The organism is Lysobacter oculi (assembly GCF_003293695.1).
GTDB lineage: Bacteria > Pseudomonadota > Gammaproteobacteria > Xanthomonadales > Xanthomonadaceae > Solilutibacter > Solilutibacter oculi.
On the sequence record NZ_CP029556.1, the window covers coordinates 97,357 to 114,228 of the forward strand.

Sequence of the window (16,872 nt, forward strand, 5' to 3'; positions counted from 1 at the left end):
GGACGCGTATGGAGTGGAACGATTCCGCTGTCACATTCGTGCAATAACAACGGAAACCACCATGACCCGCCTCACCCGTCGTCCCCTTGCCTTGACCGTCGCCGCCTCGCTGGCCCTGCTGGCCGCCCCGGCCTTCGCCCAGACCCATGCCAGCACCTTCGACGAAACCGTGTTCTTCGGCGACAGCCTGACCGATGCTGGATTCTTCCGCCCCTTGCTGCCGGCTTCGGCGCAGGCGGTGACCGGCAAGTTCACCACCAACCCGGGCCTGGTCTGGTCGGAATACCTGGCGGATTACTACGGCACCAATGCGGCGATGGGCTGGACCGCGACCGGCGCGACGCCGCGCCTTGAAGCCGGCAGCAACTACGCCGTGGGCGGCGCGCGCGTGGGCGTGGATGGTGCCGGCGCGCTCGGCTACACGCCGTCGCTGGCGAGCCAGGTCACCGCCTATCTCACCCGCACCGGCGGCAAGGCCAATCCGAACGCGCTCTACACCGTATGGGGCGGCGCCAACGACCTGTTCGCGGTGACGGCAGGCGCACCGGCGCAGGCGACCATCGGGGGGGCGGTGACCGCGCAGGTGGGCATCGTCGGCAAGCTGACCGCCGCCGGGGCGCAGTACATCCTGGTGCCGACCGTGCCCGACCTCGGCATGACCCCGGGCTTCCTGGCGCAGGGCCCGGCCAATTCCGCCGCCGGCACCGCGCTGGCGAAGGGCTACAACGACGCGCTGTTCGCCGCGCTCAAGGCGCAGAACCTGCGGGTGATCCCGCTCAACACCTTCACCTTCCTGCGCGAGGTCGCCGCCAACCCGGCCGCCTACAACTTCAGCAACGTCACCGGCACCGCCTGCCAGCCACAGATCACCGCGCAGTCGCTGACCTGCAACCCGACCAGCTACGTCAATCCGTCCGCGCCGTCTTCGTATGCGTTCGCCGATGGCGTCCACCCGACCACCGCCGCGCACAAGATCCTGGCCGATTACGCCACGGCGACCATCGAGGGCCCGCGCCAGATCGCCGTGCTGCCGCATTCGGCCGCCGTGACCGGCCGCGCCCGCGCCGACATGCTGGCCGACCACTTCGACACGCTGCAGGATTTCGATGGCCGCCGCGTGTGGGGTGATGTGCGCTACGACAACCAGCGCTACGAGCGCGGTATGGCCGGCGACGGCCACGATGGCAGCGGCATGACGCTGACCGCCGGCTTCGACCAGCGTTCCGGCGCTTTGGTCTATGGCGTTTTCGGGAATGTCGGGCGCCAGCGCATCGACTACGGTGCGCGCCGTGGCGACTACCGGCAGAAGGAAGCCGGCCTGGGCGGCCACATCGGCTGGCACGGGCAGGGCGGCTGGGTGGATGCGCAGCTGGGCTGGAACCGCCTCGACTTCGACGTGAACCGTGACATCTGGCTGGGCCCGGCCATGCGCACGCATACGGGCACGGCGAGCGGCGACAACATCAGCGCCGGCCTGAGCGGCGGCTGGCGCTTCCAGCACGGCGCATTGAGCCACGGCCCGGTGGCACGCGTGCTGGCGCAGCGCATCGAGATCGACGGCTACACCGAATCGCAGCCGGAACTGTCCACCGCGCTGGCCTTCCCGGCGCAGGACTTCGACTCGCTGCAGGCCTCGCTGGGCTGGCAGGCGGACTTCGCGCTCAACGACCACATCAAGCCGTTCCTGCGCGCCACCATCGACCGCGAGTTCGGCGATGCGCCGACGCAGGCCTTCGCGCAGATGACCTCGCTCGCGGCCAGCGCGCCGTATGCGGTGCCGGCGCCCAAGTTCGACGACAGCTACGGCACGCTGGCCTTCGGCGTGCGCAGCCACCTCTGGGGCCTCGACATGCTGAGCGGCAGCACCCTGACCATCGGCCAGGACGGCGGCAGCAACACCTCCGCCTACCTCACGGTGGGCAAGCGTTTCTGAGGCCGGGGCCCGGCGCGCGCGATTGCCAAGCGCGTCGCGCGCGGCATAGACTTCGGGCCTCGCGGGTGTAGTTCAATGGTAGAACTGCAGCTTCCCAAGCTGCTAGCGTGGGTTCGATTCCCATCACCCGCTCCAGTTGCAGACGGCGATCCTCCGGGGTCGCCGTTTTTCGTCCACGCAGGCTTTGGGGAGTGATCGATGATCGTGCTCGGCTGGCGTGAGCGGGTGGACCTGCCGGGCCTCGGCATCGCCCGGCTGCGGGCGAAGATCGACACCGGCGCGCGCAGCTCCTGCCTGCATGTCGAATCGCAATGGCGCTTTGTCGAAGGCGGCGCGCCATGGGCCGGTTTCCGGCTCTCGACCCGCAAGGGGATGGTGGAGGCGGCTTCGGCCATCATCGACGAGCGCGAAGTCACCGACTCCGGCGGCCATCGCGGCCTGCGCCCGTTCATCCGCACCCGCCTGTCGCTGGCCGGCATCGAACGCGACATCGACATCAACCTCGCCGACCGCCGCCGCATGCGTTTCCCGATGCTGCTCGGGCGCACCGCCATGCAGCCGGGCTTCACGGTCGATCCGTCACGCTCGTGGCTGCACAACCGCAGGCGCTTGCCGCGATGAAACTCGCCATCCTGTCCCGCAACGGCAAGCTCTATTCCACCCGCCGGCTGGTCGAAGCGGCGCGCGTGCGCGGCCACAGCGTCCGCGTGCTGGACCCGCTGCGCTGCTACATGCACATCTCCAGCGACGGCTTCGACATGCATTACAAGGGCGCGCCGATCGCCGACTACAACGCGGTGATCCCGCGCATCGGCACCTCGGTCACCCGCTACGGCACCGCGGTGCTGCGCCAGTTCGAGTTGATGGGCGCCGACACGCCCAATCCGTCCGACGCCATCCTCAAGGCCCGCGACAAGCTGCGCGCGCACCAGTTGCTGGCGGCGCAGGGCATCGGCCTGCCGACGACGGTGTTCGGTGACAACCCGGATGACACCAACGACCTGCTGTCGATGCTCGGGCCGCCGCCGCACGTCATCAAGTTGAATGAGGGCACGCAGGGCGCCGGCGTCATGCTCACCGAGAAGATGTCCGCTTCGCGCGGCGTCATCGAGGCCTTGCGTGGCCTGTACGCGCAGTTCCTGGTGCAGGAATTCATCGCCGAGGCGAAGGGCGCGGACCTGCGTTGTTTCGTGGTCGGCGGGCATGTGGTGGGCGCGATGAAGCGGCAGTCGCCGCGCGGCGATTTCCGTTCCAACCTGCATCGCGGCGGCACCGCGGTGGCGGTCGAGCCGAGCGCCGATGAAATCGAAACCGCCGTGCGTGCGGCGCGGGTGCTCGGGCTCGGCATCGCCGGCGTGGACCTGATCCGTTCGCATCGCGGCCCGCTGGTGCTGGAAGTGAATTCATCGCCGGGACTGGAAGGCATCGAAGGCGCGACCGGCTTCGACATCGCCGGCATGATCATCGACCACGTGTTCGCCAGCCATGCCGGCGTGACCGCCAAGCGCAACCGCAAGCCGGCCAGCAAGAACGCCAAGCCGGCGGTGAAAGGCAAGGCGAAGAAAAAGACCAAGGCCACATCGCCCAAGCCCAAGGCGGCCAAGGCCGCGCGCGTGGCCAGGCCGCGCACGGGAAGCCGAACGGCGTTGTGACAGAATCGGGCTATCGCATGGCCCCCGCCGTGCCCGCAACTCGGAGTAACGAATGCGCATTCTGGTGATCGAAGACAATCAGGACATCGCCGCCAACCTGGGTGATTTCCTTGAAGACCGCGGCCACACGGTCGATTTCGCCGCCGACGGCGTGACCGGCCTGCATCTGGCCGTGGTCAATGAATTCGATGCCATCGTGCTCGACCTCAACCTGCCCGGCATGGATGGCCTGGAGGTCTGCCGCAAGCTGCGCAACGACGCGCGCAAGCAGACGCCGGTGCTGATGCTCACCGCGCGCGACACGCTGGACAACAAGCTGGCCGGTTTCGAATCCGGTGCCGATGATTACCTCATCAAGCCCTTCGCATTGCAGGAAGTGGAAGTGCGCCTCAACGCGCTGGCGCGTCGCGGCAAGGGCGTGCAGACGCGCGAGCTGCAGGTGGGCGACCTGGAATACAACCTCGACACGCTGGAAGTGCGCCGCGAAGGCAAGCTGCTGCAGCTCAACCCGACCGCGCTCAAGATCCTGCAGTCGCTGATGGAAGCGAGTCCGGCGGTGGTGACGCGGCAGGAACTGGAAACCCGCGTCTGGGGCGAGGAACTGCCGGATTCCGATTCGCTGCGCGTGCACATCCACGGCCTGCGCAGCGTGGTGGACAAGCCCTTCGGCGTGCCGCTGATCCAGACCCGCCACGGCATCGGTTACCGCATCGCACCGCCGGATGACAGCCAGTAACGCCGACGAAAAACCGCCAGGCAACAGGCGGATGCACCGGCGCCGGCGGCGGCTGCGCAGCCGCATCATCTGGTCGTTCTTCCTGCTGGGGCTGGGGCTGACGTTGCTCCTGGCCTATTCCACCAACTGGGTGCGTACCCGGGTGGAGGAAGACATGGTCACCGACGTCATGAACCGCAATATCGACGAGTACGCCAAGCGCTATTACGCGAGTGGCGGCAAGCAGATCGGTTTGCCGGTCGAGCAGATGTACGGCCGCGTGGTGGCGAAGGAAAAGTTCGAGAGCCTGCGACAGGAGCAGCCGGACTGGTACCGGCTGGGCGATGGCATCCACCCCATCGTCGGCAGGAACGATGACGGCAGCCCCTTCACCTACAAGCTGGCGGTGCGCAAGACGCCGGAGCAGTGGTTCTTCCTGGCCTATGACATGGGCGAGAGCACGCGCCGCAGCGAGAAGTTCGAGCGCGCGCTGTACTTCACCATTCCGTTCTTCGCGCTGGTGTCGCTGCTGTTGGGCTGGTGGTCGGCATCGAAGGTGATGTCGCCGGTGACCGATCTCGCACAACGCCTGCGCCGCGCCGGCAGCAGTTCCGACCCCGAGGCGCTGGCGCCGCATTTCGCCGATGACGAGGTGGGTGAACTGGCGAAGACGCTCGACGACTACTCCGACCGCCTGACCGATGTGGTGCAGCGCGACCGCGAGTTCAACGCCGACGTCAGCCACGAACTGCGCACGCCGCTGGCGGTGATCCGCAGCGCCACCGAACTGCTGCTGTCGCAGGACAACCTGGACGAGAAGACCCGCCAGCGCCTGCTGCGCATCCAGCGCGCGCAGGAGAACGGCACCGACCTCACCAACGCGCTGCTGCAGCTGTCGCGCAACGAGCGCGGTCACGGCAATACCGATGTCTCGCGCGTGGCCGAGCACCTGCTGGAGGCCAACCGCCTGCAGTTGCGCGGCAAGCCGCTGGAACTGAGGCTGGAAGGCCATCCGGGCCTGATGGTGGACGCGCCGGAGGCGGCGGTGAACGTGGCGCTCGGCAATCTGATCGGCAACGCGGTCAAGTACACGGCGAGTGGTGCGGTGGTGGTGCGCGTCAATGACACCTCGGTCGATGTGATCGACTCCGGCCCCGGCCTGAGCGCGGAGGAAGCGGCGCGGTTGTTCGAGCGTGGCTACCGTGGCGCGCATGCGGAACACACGCATGGTGGCGGCATCGGGCTGTCGATCGTGCGGCGCCTGTGCGCGCTCTACGGCTGGAACGTGCGCGTGGTGCCGGGTGAGGAACGCGGCGTCATCGCCACTTTGTCGTTCCGCTGACCGCACCGTTGCCGCAAACGAAAACGCCGCCCCGGGGCGGCGTTTTCCATCGTCATGAAGCCGGACTCAGACGTATTCCAGCCAGCCGTGCTCGTCGGGCGTGGAGCCGTCGAACAGGCCGAAGAACAGCTTCTGCATCTGGCGTGTGATGGGGCCGGCCACGCCTTCACCGATGACGCGGCCATCCACCGAACGGATCGGGGTGATCTCGGCCGCGGTGCCGCACATGAACAGCTCATCGCACAGGTAGAGGTATTCGCGCGGCAGGTCGCGTTCCACCACCTTGATGCCGGATTTCTGCGCGAGGTTGATGATGGTGTTGCGGGTGATGCCGTTGAGCAGGGCCGCGCTGATCGGCGTGGTATGCAGTTCGCCGTTGAAGACGAGGAAGAGGTTCTCGCCCGCGCCTTCGCTCAACAGGCCGGTCGATGCCAGCGCGATGCCTTCGCCGAAGCCGAGGCGGCGTGCTTCGCGCGCGACCAGCTGGCCCGACAGGTAGTTGCCGCCGGCCTTGGCGCCCGCAGGAATCGTGTTGGGCGCGAAGCGCTGCCAGCTGGAGACGCAGGCATCGATGCCGGTTTCCAGCACGCCATCGCCGAGGTAGGCGCCCATCTTCCACGCCGCCACCGACATTTCCGTCGGCGTGTCGGCCGACAGCCCGAAGCCGCCGAGCCCGCGGAACGCGAACGGACGCAGGTAGGCCGCGCCGAGCGCGTTCTTCTTCAAGACTTCGCGGCAGGCGGCGTTCACTTCGTCGAGCGTGTACGGCATCGGCATGTCGTAGATGCGCGCGGAGGCGAACAGGCGGCGGTTGTGGTCGGTGAGGCGGAAGATCGCCGGGCCATTTGGGGTGTCATAGCTGCGGATGCCCTCGAACACCGAGGAGCCGTAGTGCAGCGCGTGTGCCATCACGTGGGTGGTGGCGTCGGCCCAGGGCTTGATCTGCCCGTTGTGCCAGATCCATTCGGGATACTGCATGGCGCGCTCCGTCGTCGAATCCGGCATTTTCACCCGCGCGGCCATCCGCCGGCAAACGCAGGCATCAAAAGCTGATCCAGAGGCAGTCCATGTGGCGGCGCAGGCCGAACACCGTGCTGGTCGATGTGGCGCCGTTACGGCCCATCGATTGGAGGATGCGCAGCCCCGTCGGCGCGCGTGCCTTGGGATAAACAGGAACCAGGTTGCCCTCGGCGTCCTCGCGCCAGGTCGGTTCGCCGTCGATGCCGCCGCCGTAGGGCCCGATGTCCACCAGCGGGCGATTGACGATGGCCTCCAGCCGCGCGAAGACGCGATAGGCATTGCTGCCATCCATGCCCACCCAGTGGTACACGCCGGCGAGGCGGTTGGCATCGCGCAGGTCGATGGCGGACGACACCATGTAGCTCAGGTCATCGAGATTGCGCGCGCAGTTGCTGCGCATGCCGCCCGACAGCGGCGCTCCGCCGTTGACGCGGGGAGGCAGGCGTTCGGCGGCGCTGATCGCCCCGCAGGGCTTGTCGGTGACCACGGTGCTGCCGTCGGCGGCCGTGCAGCGGCGGATCTTCTGCGCGGCCGCATCAGACGACATGCCGGCGCCGATGAGCGCGCACAGGACCAGCAGCAGAAACAAGGCGGGGCGATGGTTCACCCCGCCAATCTATCGGCTCGCCGGGCGCACGCAAGCGCCGCAGGTCATGGATTCAGAATCGGGCGAAATAGCAGCCGTGGTAGCGGGCGACCTTCATCTGCACCGGGCTGCCGCTGGCGAGCGCGAGTTGCAGGAAGCCGGCGTTGTCGGCGGTCGCGGCCGTTGCGAAGGCGCTGCCGAGGCTGGCGTCGATATAGCGGGTTTCGGCGACGCGTTCGCGCGACATGCTTTCGAGGCGGTCCAGGATGCCGCGTGCATCGCGCTGGTTGAGGCCGACCCAGTGGTAGTTGCCGGCGATGCGGTTGATGTCGCGGCTGGCGAAGGCGTAGCCGAGGTCGGCCTGCAATTGCTCGGGGCTGCGCGAGCAACCGGATTGCGTCGTACGCGGGCCCAGGCCGATCGGTGCGCCGGCATTGCCGTCCGCGTCGTATCCGAATTCACCCGTGTCGTTCGCGGCCACGGCGCGGGCCAGTCCCGTCGGCAAGGCCATGGGCGATGCCGATGCGCCGCAGGCGCCGTCCGTGTAGGTGACCGAGCCATCCTTCGCCATGCATTTCTGCACGCTGGCGTCGGCGGTGCCGAGCGCACCGAGCGCGAAGATGCCGATCAGGCCGGCGCTGGCGACGAGGGTGGAAAGAACAGGGCGGCTGACGTTCATGACGGCACGCTTCGCTTGGGGGGTGCGGCCATCGTCCCCGCGTTTGCGTCAACGCAAAGTCCAAAAACGCCTTGTTTTCGTGAACCTCGAATGACCTCAGTCGATTCGGGTCAATACGTTCAGGGTCGGTTTCGCGAGATTGAGCGTGTAGAAGTGCAAACCCGGCGCGCCGCCTTCGACCAGCCGCCTGCACAGCGTGGCGACCATGTCCGCGGCGAATTCACGCACGGCGTCCGCATCGTCCCCGAACCCGCGCATGCGCTGCTCGATCCAGCGCGGGATCTCCGCGCCGCAGGCATCGGAGAAACGCCGCAGCTGGCTGAAGTTGGAGATCGGCATGATGCCGGGCACCACCGGGATGTCGATGCCGAGCGCACGCACGTCGTCGACGAAGCGGAAGTAGGCATCGCTGTTGTAGAAATATTGGGTGATGGCGACATCCGCGCCGGCTTCCACCTTGCGCTTGAAGTTGCCCAGGTCTTCCTGGGCATCGCGTGATTGCGGATGAGTCTCCGGATAGGCGCCGACCGCGATGCGGAAATGGTTGCCGTGTTCCGCCCGGACCAAGGCGATGAGGTCGGAGGCGTATTGCAACTCGCCCATCTGGCCCATGCCCGAGGGCAGGTCGCCTCGCAATGCCACGATCTTCTTGCAGCCCAGCGCGCGATAGAGCTTGAGCAGTTCGCGCAGTTCCTCGCGGCTGCCACCGACGCAGGAAATATGCGGGACCGCTTCGACTTCATGCCGCTGCCGCAGGTGGCGGACTGTCTCCGAGGTGTAGGCCAGCGTGGAGCCACCGGCGCCGAACGTGCAGGACACGTACTCGGGATTGTGCGGCTTGAACTTGCCGACGGTGCGGTCGAGTTGCGCGCGCTGCTCGTCGGTCTTGGGCGGATAGAACTCGAAGGAAAGCGGCACGGCGGCCATCGGCGGCTCCTGCGGGGATGCGGAAACAAGACGGGCGACCGAAGCCACCCGCCATCGACGCGATCAGTAGCGGTAGTGCTCGGGCTTGTACGGCCCGGCGACCGGCACGCCCAGGTAGGCGGCCTGCTCGTTGCTGAGCCTGGTCAGCTTCACGCCGATCTTCTCCAGGTGCAGGCGCGCGACTTCCTCGTCGAGCTTCTTCGGCAGGATGTAGACCTGCGGCGCGTAGAAGTCCTTGTTCGCCCACAGGTCGATCTGCGCCAGCGTCTGGTTGGAGAACGAGTTGGACATCACGAAGCTCGGGTGGCCGGTGGCGCAGCCCAGGTTGACCAGGCGGCCTTCGGCGAGCAGGAAGATCGCGTTGCCGTTGCCGAACGTGAACTTGTCCACCTGCGGCTTGATGTTGGTGCGCGTCGCGCCCGAGCCATACAGCGCATCGACCTGGATCTCGTTGTCGAAGTGGCCGATGTTGCAGACGATGGCCTGGTCCTTCATCGCCTTCATGTGGTCGAGGGTGATGATGTCCTTGTTGCCGGTGGTGGTGACGTAGATGTCGGCCCAGCCCAGCGTGTCTTCGACGGTGGTGACTTCGTAGCCTTCCATCGCCGCCTGCAGGGCGCAGATCGGGTCGATCTCGGTGACGATGACACGCGCGCCATAGGCCCGCAGCGATGCGGCCGAGCCCTTGCCGACATCGCCATAACCGCAGACCACGGCGACCTTGCCGGCCAGCATCACGTCAAGCGCGCGCTTCAGGCCGTCGGCCAGCGATTCGCGGCAGCCGTAGAGGTTGTCGAACTTCGACTTGGTCACCGAATCGTTGACGTTGATCGACGGCACCAGCAGCTTGCCGGCTTCGGCCAGCTGGTACAGGCGGTGCACGCCGGTGGTGGTCTCCTCGGACACGCCCTTCCAGTCGGCGACGACCTGCGTCCAGTAGCCCGGGCGCTCCTTGGCGACGCGCTTGAGCAGGTCCTTGATCACCTGCTCCTCGTGGCTGCCCGAGGCGCTGTTGACCCAGCTCTCGTCGCCCTGTTCCAGCTCGTAGCCCTTGTGGATGAGGAGGGTGACGTCGCCGCCGTCATCGACCACCAGCTCCGGGCCGAGGAAGCCGCCCTTGCCATCGGGGAAGGACAGCGCGTCGAGCGTGCAGTCCCAGTATTCCTCCAGCGACTCGCCCTTCCACGCGAACACCGGCGTGCCGGAAGCGGCGATCGCGGCGGCGGCATGGTCCTGCGTCGAGAAGATGTTGCAGGACGCCCAGCGCACGTCGGCGCCGATGTCCTTCAGCGTCTCGATCAGCACCGCGGTCTGGATGGTCATGTGCAGCGAGCCGGTCACGCGCACGCCCTTGAGCGGGGCCTGCGGGGCGTACTTGCCGCGGATGGACATCAGGCCGGGCATCTCGTGCTCGGCGATGTCGATTTCCTTGCGGCCCCAGTCGGCCAGCGAGATGTCGGCGACCTTGTAGTCGCCTTCCTGGGAGAAGGTCTTGGGTTGGGCGTTCATGGCGATTCCGTGAGTGAGGGTGTCAGTCACGGGCGCCGTTGTTCGTACCGAGCCTGGTGGCGGGAGTTCCCGGCCATCGCAGCGCCCCTCGGTCGGCGAAGTATATCGCTTCGTCGCGATAAAGGGATGCGTAAAGAATTTTGCAATTCAGCGTTGCAATCCTGCAACCCGGGGTCTACATTGCGTAAAAGCGTGACACGTGTCACGTTAACAGGCCGGCAGCAGGCCAGCGCTGCACGCAGTTGGTGGCGCCACAGGGGGCAAGCCATGGATGTGATCGGGATCTACGGACAGATTCTGGAATGGAGCGTCGTTGTCATCGCGCTCGTCATTCTGGTCAGCGGGTTGGATGACGTCTTCATCGACGCCTATTACTGGGTACGCCAGCTGTATCGGAAGCTGGTGATCCGGCCGCGCCATCCGCCGCTGGAACTCGCGGCCCTGCACCAGCCGGCCGAGAAGCCGATGGCGATGATGATCCCGGCCTGGCAGGAATCCGGGGTGATCGCGCGGATGGTCGAGAACGCCATCGCCACGCTCGAATACGGTCCGGTCGAGATCTTCGTCGGCACCTACCAGAACGACCCGGACACCATCCACGAAGTCGACCGGCTGGCGACCCGCATGCGCAACGTGCACCGGGTGACCGTGCCGGTGGATGGCCCGACCTGCAAGGCGGACTGCCTCAACTGGGTGATCAAGGCGATCTTCGAATACGAGCGCAGCCACGCGGTGCAGTTCGCCGGCGTGGTGCTGCATGACAGCGAGGACGTGGTCCACCCGCTGGAAATGAAGCTGTTCAACTACCTGCTGCCGCGCAAGGACTTCATCCAGCTGCCGGTGCTGTCGCTTGAGCGGCCGTGGACCGACCTGGTCGCCGGCACCTACATCGACGACTTCGCCGAATGGCATTCGAAGGACCTGGTGGTGCGCGAGAGCCTGGCGGGCGATGTGCCCTGCGCCGGGGTCTCGGCCTGCTTCAGCCGCCGCGCGCTGGTGGCGATGATGAGCGACGACGGCGAGATGCCGTTCAATACCGCCACGCTGACCGAGGACTACGACATCGGCATCCGCATGCGCCGGCACGGGTTGAAGTCGGTGTTCGTCAAGTTCCCGGTCGAGCACTGGGTGCGCCGCAAGACGCTGTTCGGCGAAGAGCGGCGCGTCAAGGCGAAGAGCCTGATCGCCACGCGCGAGTTCTTCCCGGCCACGTTCCGCCAGTCCTATCGGCAGAAGGCGCGCTGGCAGCTGGGCATCGCCATCCAGGGCTGGGAACAGATCGGCTGGCCGGGCAGCCTGGCCAGCAAGTACCTGCTGTTCCGCGACCGCAAGGGGCTGGTGACCTCGGCAATCGTGGTGCTCGCCTATCTGCTACTGTTCAACTTCGTCGGCCTGCTGGCGGTGGCGCATTTCACCGGCCAGGACTGGCGCCCGGACTTCATGCGCTGGGGCCAGTGGGTGCCGGTGCTGTTCGCCATCAACCTGTTCCTGATGTTCAACCGCGTGCTGCAGCGCGTGTGGTTCGTGTCGCGGCTGTATGGCCTGCTGCAGGGCCTGATGTCGATCCCGCGGATGATCGTCGGAAACTTCATCAACTTCTTCGCCTCGATGCGCGCCATCCGCCTGTACATCTGCAGCAAGCTGTTCGGCACGAAGATCGCCTGGGACAAGACCAACCACGTGTTCCCTTCGCCCGAGACGCTCATGCTGCATCGCAAGAGCCTGGGCGAGCTGCTGCTCAACTGGCGCGCGCTCGACGACACGCAACTCGAAAGCGCGTTGCAGGAACAGGCGCGCACCGGGCAACACCTGGGCCACATCATCATCCGCCAGGGGGTGATGTCGGACGAAGTGCTGGCCGAAGCGATCGCCGAGCAGCAGGGCCTGCAGCGCGCGCAGATCGCGCCCGAGGATGTGTCTGTGCATGGCGTCCGCCTGCCGTTGCGGTTCAGCGTGCAGAACAAGATGGTCGCCTACGGCAAGAAGACCGATGGCCGCACCCTGGTCGCGGTGCTCGCCCAGCCGATGCCGGAAGTACTCGCGCAGCTGGAGCGCCTGCTGCCGGATGGCTTCGAACTGCGCATCGCCAAGGAGTCCGAACTGGTCGGCATGATCCGTGGCATGACCACGCCCGACGACCATGTGCAGCCTGCCGACAAGCGCCTGCTCGGCGATGTGTTGATCGATGCCGGTTACATCCGCCGCAACGCATTGCAGGAAGCGATGACCGGCTACGACCCCGGCCACCACAAGGGACTCGGCCACTATCTGGTCGACATGAAAGCCATCACCGAAGACCAGCTGGCTTCGGCGTTGGCCACCCAGATGCAGGGAGCATGATCATGGGACGGCTATGGAATGGAACCCGGACCCGCGCCCCGCGCGCGGCCTTGTCGATCCTGCTGCTCGCGATGATCGGCACCGCATCGGCCCAGCAACGCGCGCCGAAGGCGCAGGCTTTGGCGAAGACCGCGCAGGCCGCGCTCGACGCCGGCCAGCCGAACGACGCCGTCGCGCCGCTGCGCGAAGCACTGGCGATCTCCCCCGCCGATGATGCGTTGCGCCGCATGCTGGCCGACGCGCTGCGCCGGCAGAACAATTTCGACGCCGCGCTGAAGGAATACGACGCGCTGGTGCAGCGTGCGCCGGACGATGCCGCGCTCCGGCTTGACCGCGCGTTCCTGCGCCAGGCGCGCGGGCAGCATCGCGATGCGATGGACGATTTCCAGGCGGCGACCACCGCCGGGTTGTCGCCGGACACCGAGGTCATCGCCCGCTACGGCTGGGCCGACAGCGCATTGGCCGCGAACGATGCCGCCGCCGCGTTGCAGGCGCTCTCCAGCTTGCCGGACAGCGAAGGCCATCGCCTGCATGCACGCCGCGCGGTCGCGCACGAACGTGCCGGTGAGCTTGCCGCCGCCGTGGATGATTGGGTGAAGGCGGAGGCCGCCAGCAGCGACGCCACCGAACGCGACTTCGCGCGCCGCTCGCAGACGCAGCTGCGTGAGCGCATCGCGCATGCGGCCGAGGGCCAGGCGCCGGTGGTGAACCCGCATCTCGAAGCGGCCTACAACGCCGTCCGCGCCCGTGACGATGCGCGTGCGCTCAGCGAGTTCGAAGCCGCGGGCAGCGACATCCCGCCCCTGGCCGCGCTGGATGCGGGTTATGCCGCCAAGCGTGCCGGCCGCAACGAGGCCGCCGTGCAGTGGTTCTCGCGCGGCATCGACCGCTGGCATGAGGCGACGGGCCCCAAGCTCTTCGACGACAAGACGCTGTTCGGCGTGCGTCGCGAGAACGAAGAGCTGGCGCGCAAAGGCGGCGGCAGTCTCGCGCTGTTCTATCGCAATGCCGCGCTGGTGCCCGGCGTGAGCAATGGCGACGTGCTGCAGTTCGCGCTGGAAGGCTACGTGCAGCCGGCGTGGGGCCATCACAACGGCCGCGCGTTCCAGGCCTTCGCGCAGGTGATCGGCACGCTGGACCAGCCGGGTTCGGTCAATACCGGCGACACGCTGCTGGGCTCGGTGGGTGTGCGCTGGAAGCCGTTCGGGCAGCAGGGGCTCATCCTTACCGCGCAGCGCCTGATCGGGCTGGGCGATCTTGTGGACGATGACTGGATGCTGCGCGTCGGCTACTCGCACGACATCGGCACCGACATGCAGCCCTGGCATGGCAGCTGGACCTACAACAGCGTCTTCGCCGAAGCCGCCTATCTGGTCGATGCCAAGCGCACGCTCGGCACCCTGCAGTGGCGCTTGGGCCGCAGCTACGGGATGGGCGAGGGCGGACGCTTCGTGCTGACCCCGCATGCGGTGCTGGCTGCCGAGCATGATTCGGCTGCGTTTGAGAAATCCGCCGTGGGTGCGGGCGTGGGTGTGAACGCTCGCTGGTGGTTCCACGAGGACCGCCATCATGCGCCGGCGCGTTACGTCGATTTCAACGTCCAGTACCGCGCACGCATCGGTGGCAGCGAGCGCATCGACGGTGTCGCGGCCTATCTGATCCTGCGCTTCTGACATGGACGCGATGCCGCCCGGCACTTTCGATGTGATGCTGGTGTTCGGCACGCGCCCGGAAGCGATCAAGATGGCGCCGGTCCTGCACGCCCTGCGTGCGCGTGGCGACCTGCGCGTGGGTGTATGCGTGAGCGCGCAGCACCGGCAGATGCTCGACCAGGTGCTGGCGCTGTTCGACATCGTGCCCGACGACGACCTCGACCTGATGCGCCCCGGCCAGGACCTCACCGGCGTCACCTGCGGCGTGCTGTCCGGCATGCAGCGCATCCTCGCCGCGCGCCGCCCGCGCATGGTGCTGGTGCATGGCGATACCAGCACCACGTTCTCGGCGGCGCTGGCGGCGTTCTATGCCGGTATCGAAGTGGGCCATGTCGAGGCCGGCCTGCGCACCGGCAACATGCGCGCGCCCTGGCCCGAGGAAATGAACCGGCGGCTCACCGCGCCACTCACCACGCTGCACTTCGCGCCCACGCCGCGCGCCCGCGCCAACCTGATCATGGAAGGCATGGCCGAGGCGAGCATCGAAGTCACCGGCAATACCGTGATCGACGCGCTGCTGCAGGTGCGCGAGCGGCTGCGCACCGATGCCGTGCTGGATGCGGAGATGCGCGAACGCTTCGGCTTCCTGTCGCCTTCGCGGCGCATGGTGCTGGTCACCGGCCACCGCCGCGAGAACTTCGGCGACGGCTTCGAACACATCTGCATGGCGCTGCGCGAGCTGTCGGAACGCGAGGACGTGGAGATCGTCTATCCGGTCCACCTCAACCCGAACGTGCAGGAGCCGGTCAAGCGCATCCTCGGTGACCGTGGCCGCGTGCACCTGATCGAGCCGCAGGACTACCTGCCCTTCGTGTGGCTGATGGATCGCGCCACGCTGCTCATCACCGACTCCGGCGGCATCCAGGAGGAAGCACCTTCGCTCGGCAAGCCGGTGCTGGTGATGCGCGATGTCACCGAACGCCCGGAAGCGGTGGAGGCGGGCACCGTGCGGCTGGTCGGCACCGATACCGCGCGCATCGTCGCCGCCGCGACCGCGCTGCTCGATGACGAGGCCGCGTACAAATCGATGTCGCGCGGGCACAACCCGTATGGCGATGGCCATGCATCGGAGCGGATCGCCGCGCGCGTCGCCCGGCATCTGGGCATGCACGCCATCGTTTAGGTGCGCCGGGAAAATTTCCGCAACGCAACAAAAATGCCTTGGTTTCAGGGCATTTTTGTTGCAATGCGAGATTGATGCGTACGTATTGACGCCGCTTCATACGCTGGCGTAGGTTGGGCCCCGGCATCGCACAGGGGGACTGGCGATGTCGCAGTCGAGGGATCCATAAGCACCCGTCAGCGTCGCCGGCAACGTGGCGATGGCGGCCATCTGCAATCCAACCTCCTCGGGGAACCCGGCCATGGCCAATCGCTTCGCCAAGTCGCTGCGCCTGCTTTCAACCGCCCTCCTCGTGTGCGCCACCGCCCTGCCGGCGATGGCCAGCACGCTCACCCAGAACGTGTCATGGACGGTCAACCGTTCCGACACCACCACCAAGTACCGCACCGTCGCCTACGGCGATTCGATCTACGCCGGCTACAACACCTCCATCTCCAACGCCGCGAAATATTCGGCGCCCACTGTGGAGTCGGAGTACCTCTCGGGCGCATGGCGTGCCGATGTCGAGAGCATCCGCCGCGCCAAGTCGGGTGCGGTCGCCTCCGACGTGTACCAGAACAAGATCGTGGCCGAGAAGTCGTACATGCAGGCCAGTTCCACCCGCGTCGTGACCTTCGAGATGTGCGGCAACGACGGCCTGCAGGCGCGTACCAGCTTCAAGTCGCAGAGCGGCACCTGCAATTACCAGGTGCTCGAAAGCGCCATCCAGAACTGCAGGACGTATGTGGCCGCATCGATGGACTTCATCAACGCCAACGCCTATCCGGGCGTGAAGCAGAAAGTCATCAGCAACCTGTACTACCCCGGCTACAACGCCGACAACGTGCGGAGCGGCTGCAAGGACGCGGCGACCGGCCAGACCGTCAACCTGCGTGACCGCTTCCTGGTGGCGATGGCGCGGATGAACTACTGGATGTGCGAATACGCGCGCCAGAAGGGCTTCCAGTGCGCCGACAGCTTCGCCGACTACATGGGCGCGGACTACGACACCAATGGCGACGGGCAGATCGATTCCGAAGCCCTGCGCTACGTGGCCGGCGACACCGAGTCCAGCTACGTCAACCGTGTCGCCGGCACGCTCCGCTCCACGTTGCGCGATGCCAACACGCACTTCGTTTCGTCGTCGAGCAGCTTCGACTACATCCAGTCCGATGACGTCCATCCCACCTACACCGGCGGCACCGTGTCGGCGGGCATCTGGGGCGGCAGCACGGGCAGCGGCGCGCCGCGCTACACGGCGTTCACCAATGGCCGCAACCCGCTCTGGAACCAGTACGGCCATGAGCGCATGGGCTGGCTGCTTTCCACCCGCGGTCCGGCCGCACCCTGACCGG

At 66.9% G+C, this 16,872-nt stretch carries 13 protein-coding genes, 1 tRNA gene, 1 pseudogene and 1 riboswitch; of the genes and pseudogenes, 10 read left to right on the plus strand and 5 right to left on the minus strand.

Annotated elements, in window-relative coordinates:
* The first annotated feature begins 61 nt into the window (after positions 1-61).
* From DCD74_RS00460 to DCD74_RS00485, 6 genes and pseudogenes are all read left to right on the plus strand, one after another.
* Complete coding sequence (locus tag DCD74_RS00460; protein ID WP_112925589.1) at positions 62-1,933, plus strand: autotransporter domain-containing protein; 1,872 nt, start codon at positions 62-64, stop codon at positions 1,931-1,933.
* A gap of 61 nt (positions 1,934-1,994) precedes the next feature.
* Positions 1,995-2,068 (plus strand) — tRNA-Gly (locus tag DCD74_RS00465).
* 63 nt (positions 2,069-2,131) lie between these two features.
* Positions 2,132-2,554 carry an ATP-dependent zinc protease family protein gene (locus DCD74_RS00470; protein WP_112925590.1) on the plus strand — a complete coding sequence of 141 codons (423 nt, stop codon included), beginning with the start codon at positions 2,132-2,134 and terminating at the stop codon, positions 2,552-2,554.
* Positions 2,551-3,408 (plus strand): annotated as a pseudogene (rimK, locus tag DCD74_RS00475) (30S ribosomal protein S6--L-glutamate ligase); the annotation flags it as partial. The gene DCD74_RS00470 and the pseudogene rimK, both read left to right, overlap by 4 nt.
* A gap of 229 nt (positions 3,409-3,637) precedes the next feature.
* The gene (locus DCD74_RS00480) at positions 3,638-4,321 is read left to right on the plus strand and encodes a response regulator transcription factor (RefSeq protein WP_112925592.1); all 684 of its coding nucleotides are present in this window, start codon (positions 3,638-3,640) and stop codon (positions 4,319-4,321) included.
* Positions 4,308-5,642 (plus strand): sensor histidine kinase, encoded by a 1,335-nt coding sequence (locus DCD74_RS00485; protein ID WP_112925593.1) that lies wholly within the window; start codon positions 4,308-4,310, stop codon positions 5,640-5,642. Before DCD74_RS00480 ends, DCD74_RS00485 begins: the two co-directional genes overlap by 14 nt.
* A gap of 66 nt (positions 5,643-5,708) precedes the next feature.
* Here the strand turns inward: DCD74_RS00485 and DCD74_RS00490 are convergent, their stop codons facing one another.
* The 5 genes from DCD74_RS00490 to ahcY form a co-directional block, all read right to left on the minus strand.
* On the minus strand, positions 5,709-6,620 hold the full coding sequence (locus tag DCD74_RS00490) for a branched-chain amino acid transaminase (protein ID WP_112927583.1): 912 nt from the start codon (positions 6,618-6,620) through the stop codon (positions 5,709-5,711).
* Positions 6,621-6,684: 64 nt separating this feature from the next.
* The gene (locus DCD74_RS00495; RefSeq protein ID WP_162615810.1) at positions 6,685-7,269 is read right to left on the minus strand and encodes a DUF4124 domain-containing protein; all 585 of its coding nucleotides are present in this window, start codon (positions 7,267-7,269) and stop codon (positions 6,685-6,687) included.
* 52 nt (positions 7,270-7,321) lie between these two features.
* Positions 7,322-7,927, minus strand: a complete 606-nt coding sequence (locus DCD74_RS00500) for a hypothetical protein (RefSeq protein WP_112925595.1) — start codon at positions 7,925-7,927, stop codon at positions 7,322-7,324.
* 96 nt (positions 7,928-8,023) lie between these two features.
* Positions 8,024-8,854 (minus strand): methylenetetrahydrofolate reductase [NAD(P)H], encoded by an 831-nt coding sequence (gene metF / locus DCD74_RS00505; protein WP_112925596.1) that lies wholly within the window; start codon positions 8,852-8,854, stop codon positions 8,024-8,026.
* A gap of 63 nt (positions 8,855-8,917) precedes the next feature.
* The gene (gene ahcY / locus DCD74_RS00510; RefSeq protein WP_112925597.1) at positions 8,918-10,363 is read right to left on the minus strand and encodes an adenosylhomocysteinase; all 1,446 of its coding nucleotides are present in this window, start codon (positions 10,361-10,363) and stop codon (positions 8,918-8,920) included.
* A 23-nt stretch (positions 10,364-10,386) separates the two neighbouring features.
* Positions 10,387-10,459, minus strand: a riboswitch (S-adenosyl-L-homocysteine riboswitch).
* Between the two features lie 171 nt (positions 10,460-10,630).
* Here ahcY and DCD74_RS00515 point away from each other — a divergent pair.
* From DCD74_RS00515 to DCD74_RS00530, 4 genes are all read left to right on the plus strand, one after another.
* Entirely contained in the window at positions 10,631-12,703 is a 2,073-nt protein-coding gene (locus tag DCD74_RS00515; RefSeq protein WP_162615811.1) for a glycosyl transferase family protein, read from the plus strand.
* A 50-nt stretch (positions 12,704-12,753) separates the two neighbouring features.
* Positions 12,754-14,376, plus strand: coding sequence for an NfrA family protein (locus DCD74_RS00520; RefSeq protein ID WP_162615812.1), 1,623 nt, complete (start codon positions 12,754-12,756; stop codon positions 14,374-14,376).
* A 10-nt stretch (positions 14,377-14,386) separates the two neighbouring features.
* Positions 14,387-15,538, plus strand: a complete 1,152-nt coding sequence (gene wecB / locus DCD74_RS00525; RefSeq protein ID WP_237049624.1) for a non-hydrolyzing UDP-N-acetylglucosamine 2-epimerase — start codon at positions 14,387-14,389, stop codon at positions 15,536-15,538.
* 241 nt (positions 15,539-15,779) lie between these two features.
* Entirely contained in the window at positions 15,780-16,868 is a 1,089-nt protein-coding gene (locus tag DCD74_RS00530) for an SGNH/GDSL hydrolase family protein (protein WP_112925600.1), read from the plus strand.
* The last annotated feature ends 4 nt before the right edge of the window (positions 16,869-16,872 follow it).

Bases quoted from the DNA above. Each gene is read 5' to 3' on its own strand.
- DCD74_RS00480 (WP_112925592.1), top strand. From the start codon at position 3,638: ATGCGCATTCTGGTGATCGAAGACAATCAGGACATCGCCGCCAACCTG.
- DCD74_RS00500 (WP_112925595.1), bottom strand. From the start codon at position 7,927: ATGAACGTCAGCCGCCCTGTTCTTTCCACCCTCGTCGCCAGCGCCGGC.
- DCD74_RS00515 (WP_162615811.1), top strand. From the start codon at position 10,631: ATGGATGTGATCGGGATCTACGGACAGATTCTGGAATGGAGCGTCGTT.
- DCD74_RS00485 (WP_112925593.1), top strand. From the start codon at position 4,308: ATGACAGCCAGTAACGCCGACGAAAAACCGCCAGGCAACAGGCGGATG.
- wecB (WP_237049624.1), top strand. From the start codon at position 14,387: ATGCCGCCCGGCACTTTCGATGTGATGCTGGTGTTCGGCACGCGCCCG.
- DCD74_RS00490 (WP_112927583.1), bottom strand. From the start codon at position 6,620: ATGCAGTATCCCGAATGGATCTGGCACAACGGGCAGATCAAGCCCTGG.
- DCD74_RS00530 (WP_112925600.1), top strand. From the start codon at position 15,780: ATGGCCAATCGCTTCGCCAAGTCGCTGCGCCTGCTTTCAACCGCCCTC.
- metF (WP_112925596.1), bottom strand. From the start codon at position 8,854: ATGGCCGCCGTGCCGCTTTCCTTCGAGTTCTATCCGCCCAAGACCGAC.
- DCD74_RS00460 (WP_112925589.1), top strand. From the start codon at position 62: ATGACCCGCCTCACCCGTCGTCCCCTTGCCTTGACCGTCGCCGCCTCG.
- ahcY (WP_112925597.1), bottom strand. From the start codon at position 10,363: ATGAACGCCCAACCCAAGACCTTCTCCCAGGAAGGCGACTACAAGGTC.
- DCD74_RS00470 (WP_112925590.1), top strand. From the start codon at position 2,132: ATGATCGTGCTCGGCTGGCGTGAGCGGGTGGACCTGCCGGGCCTCGGC.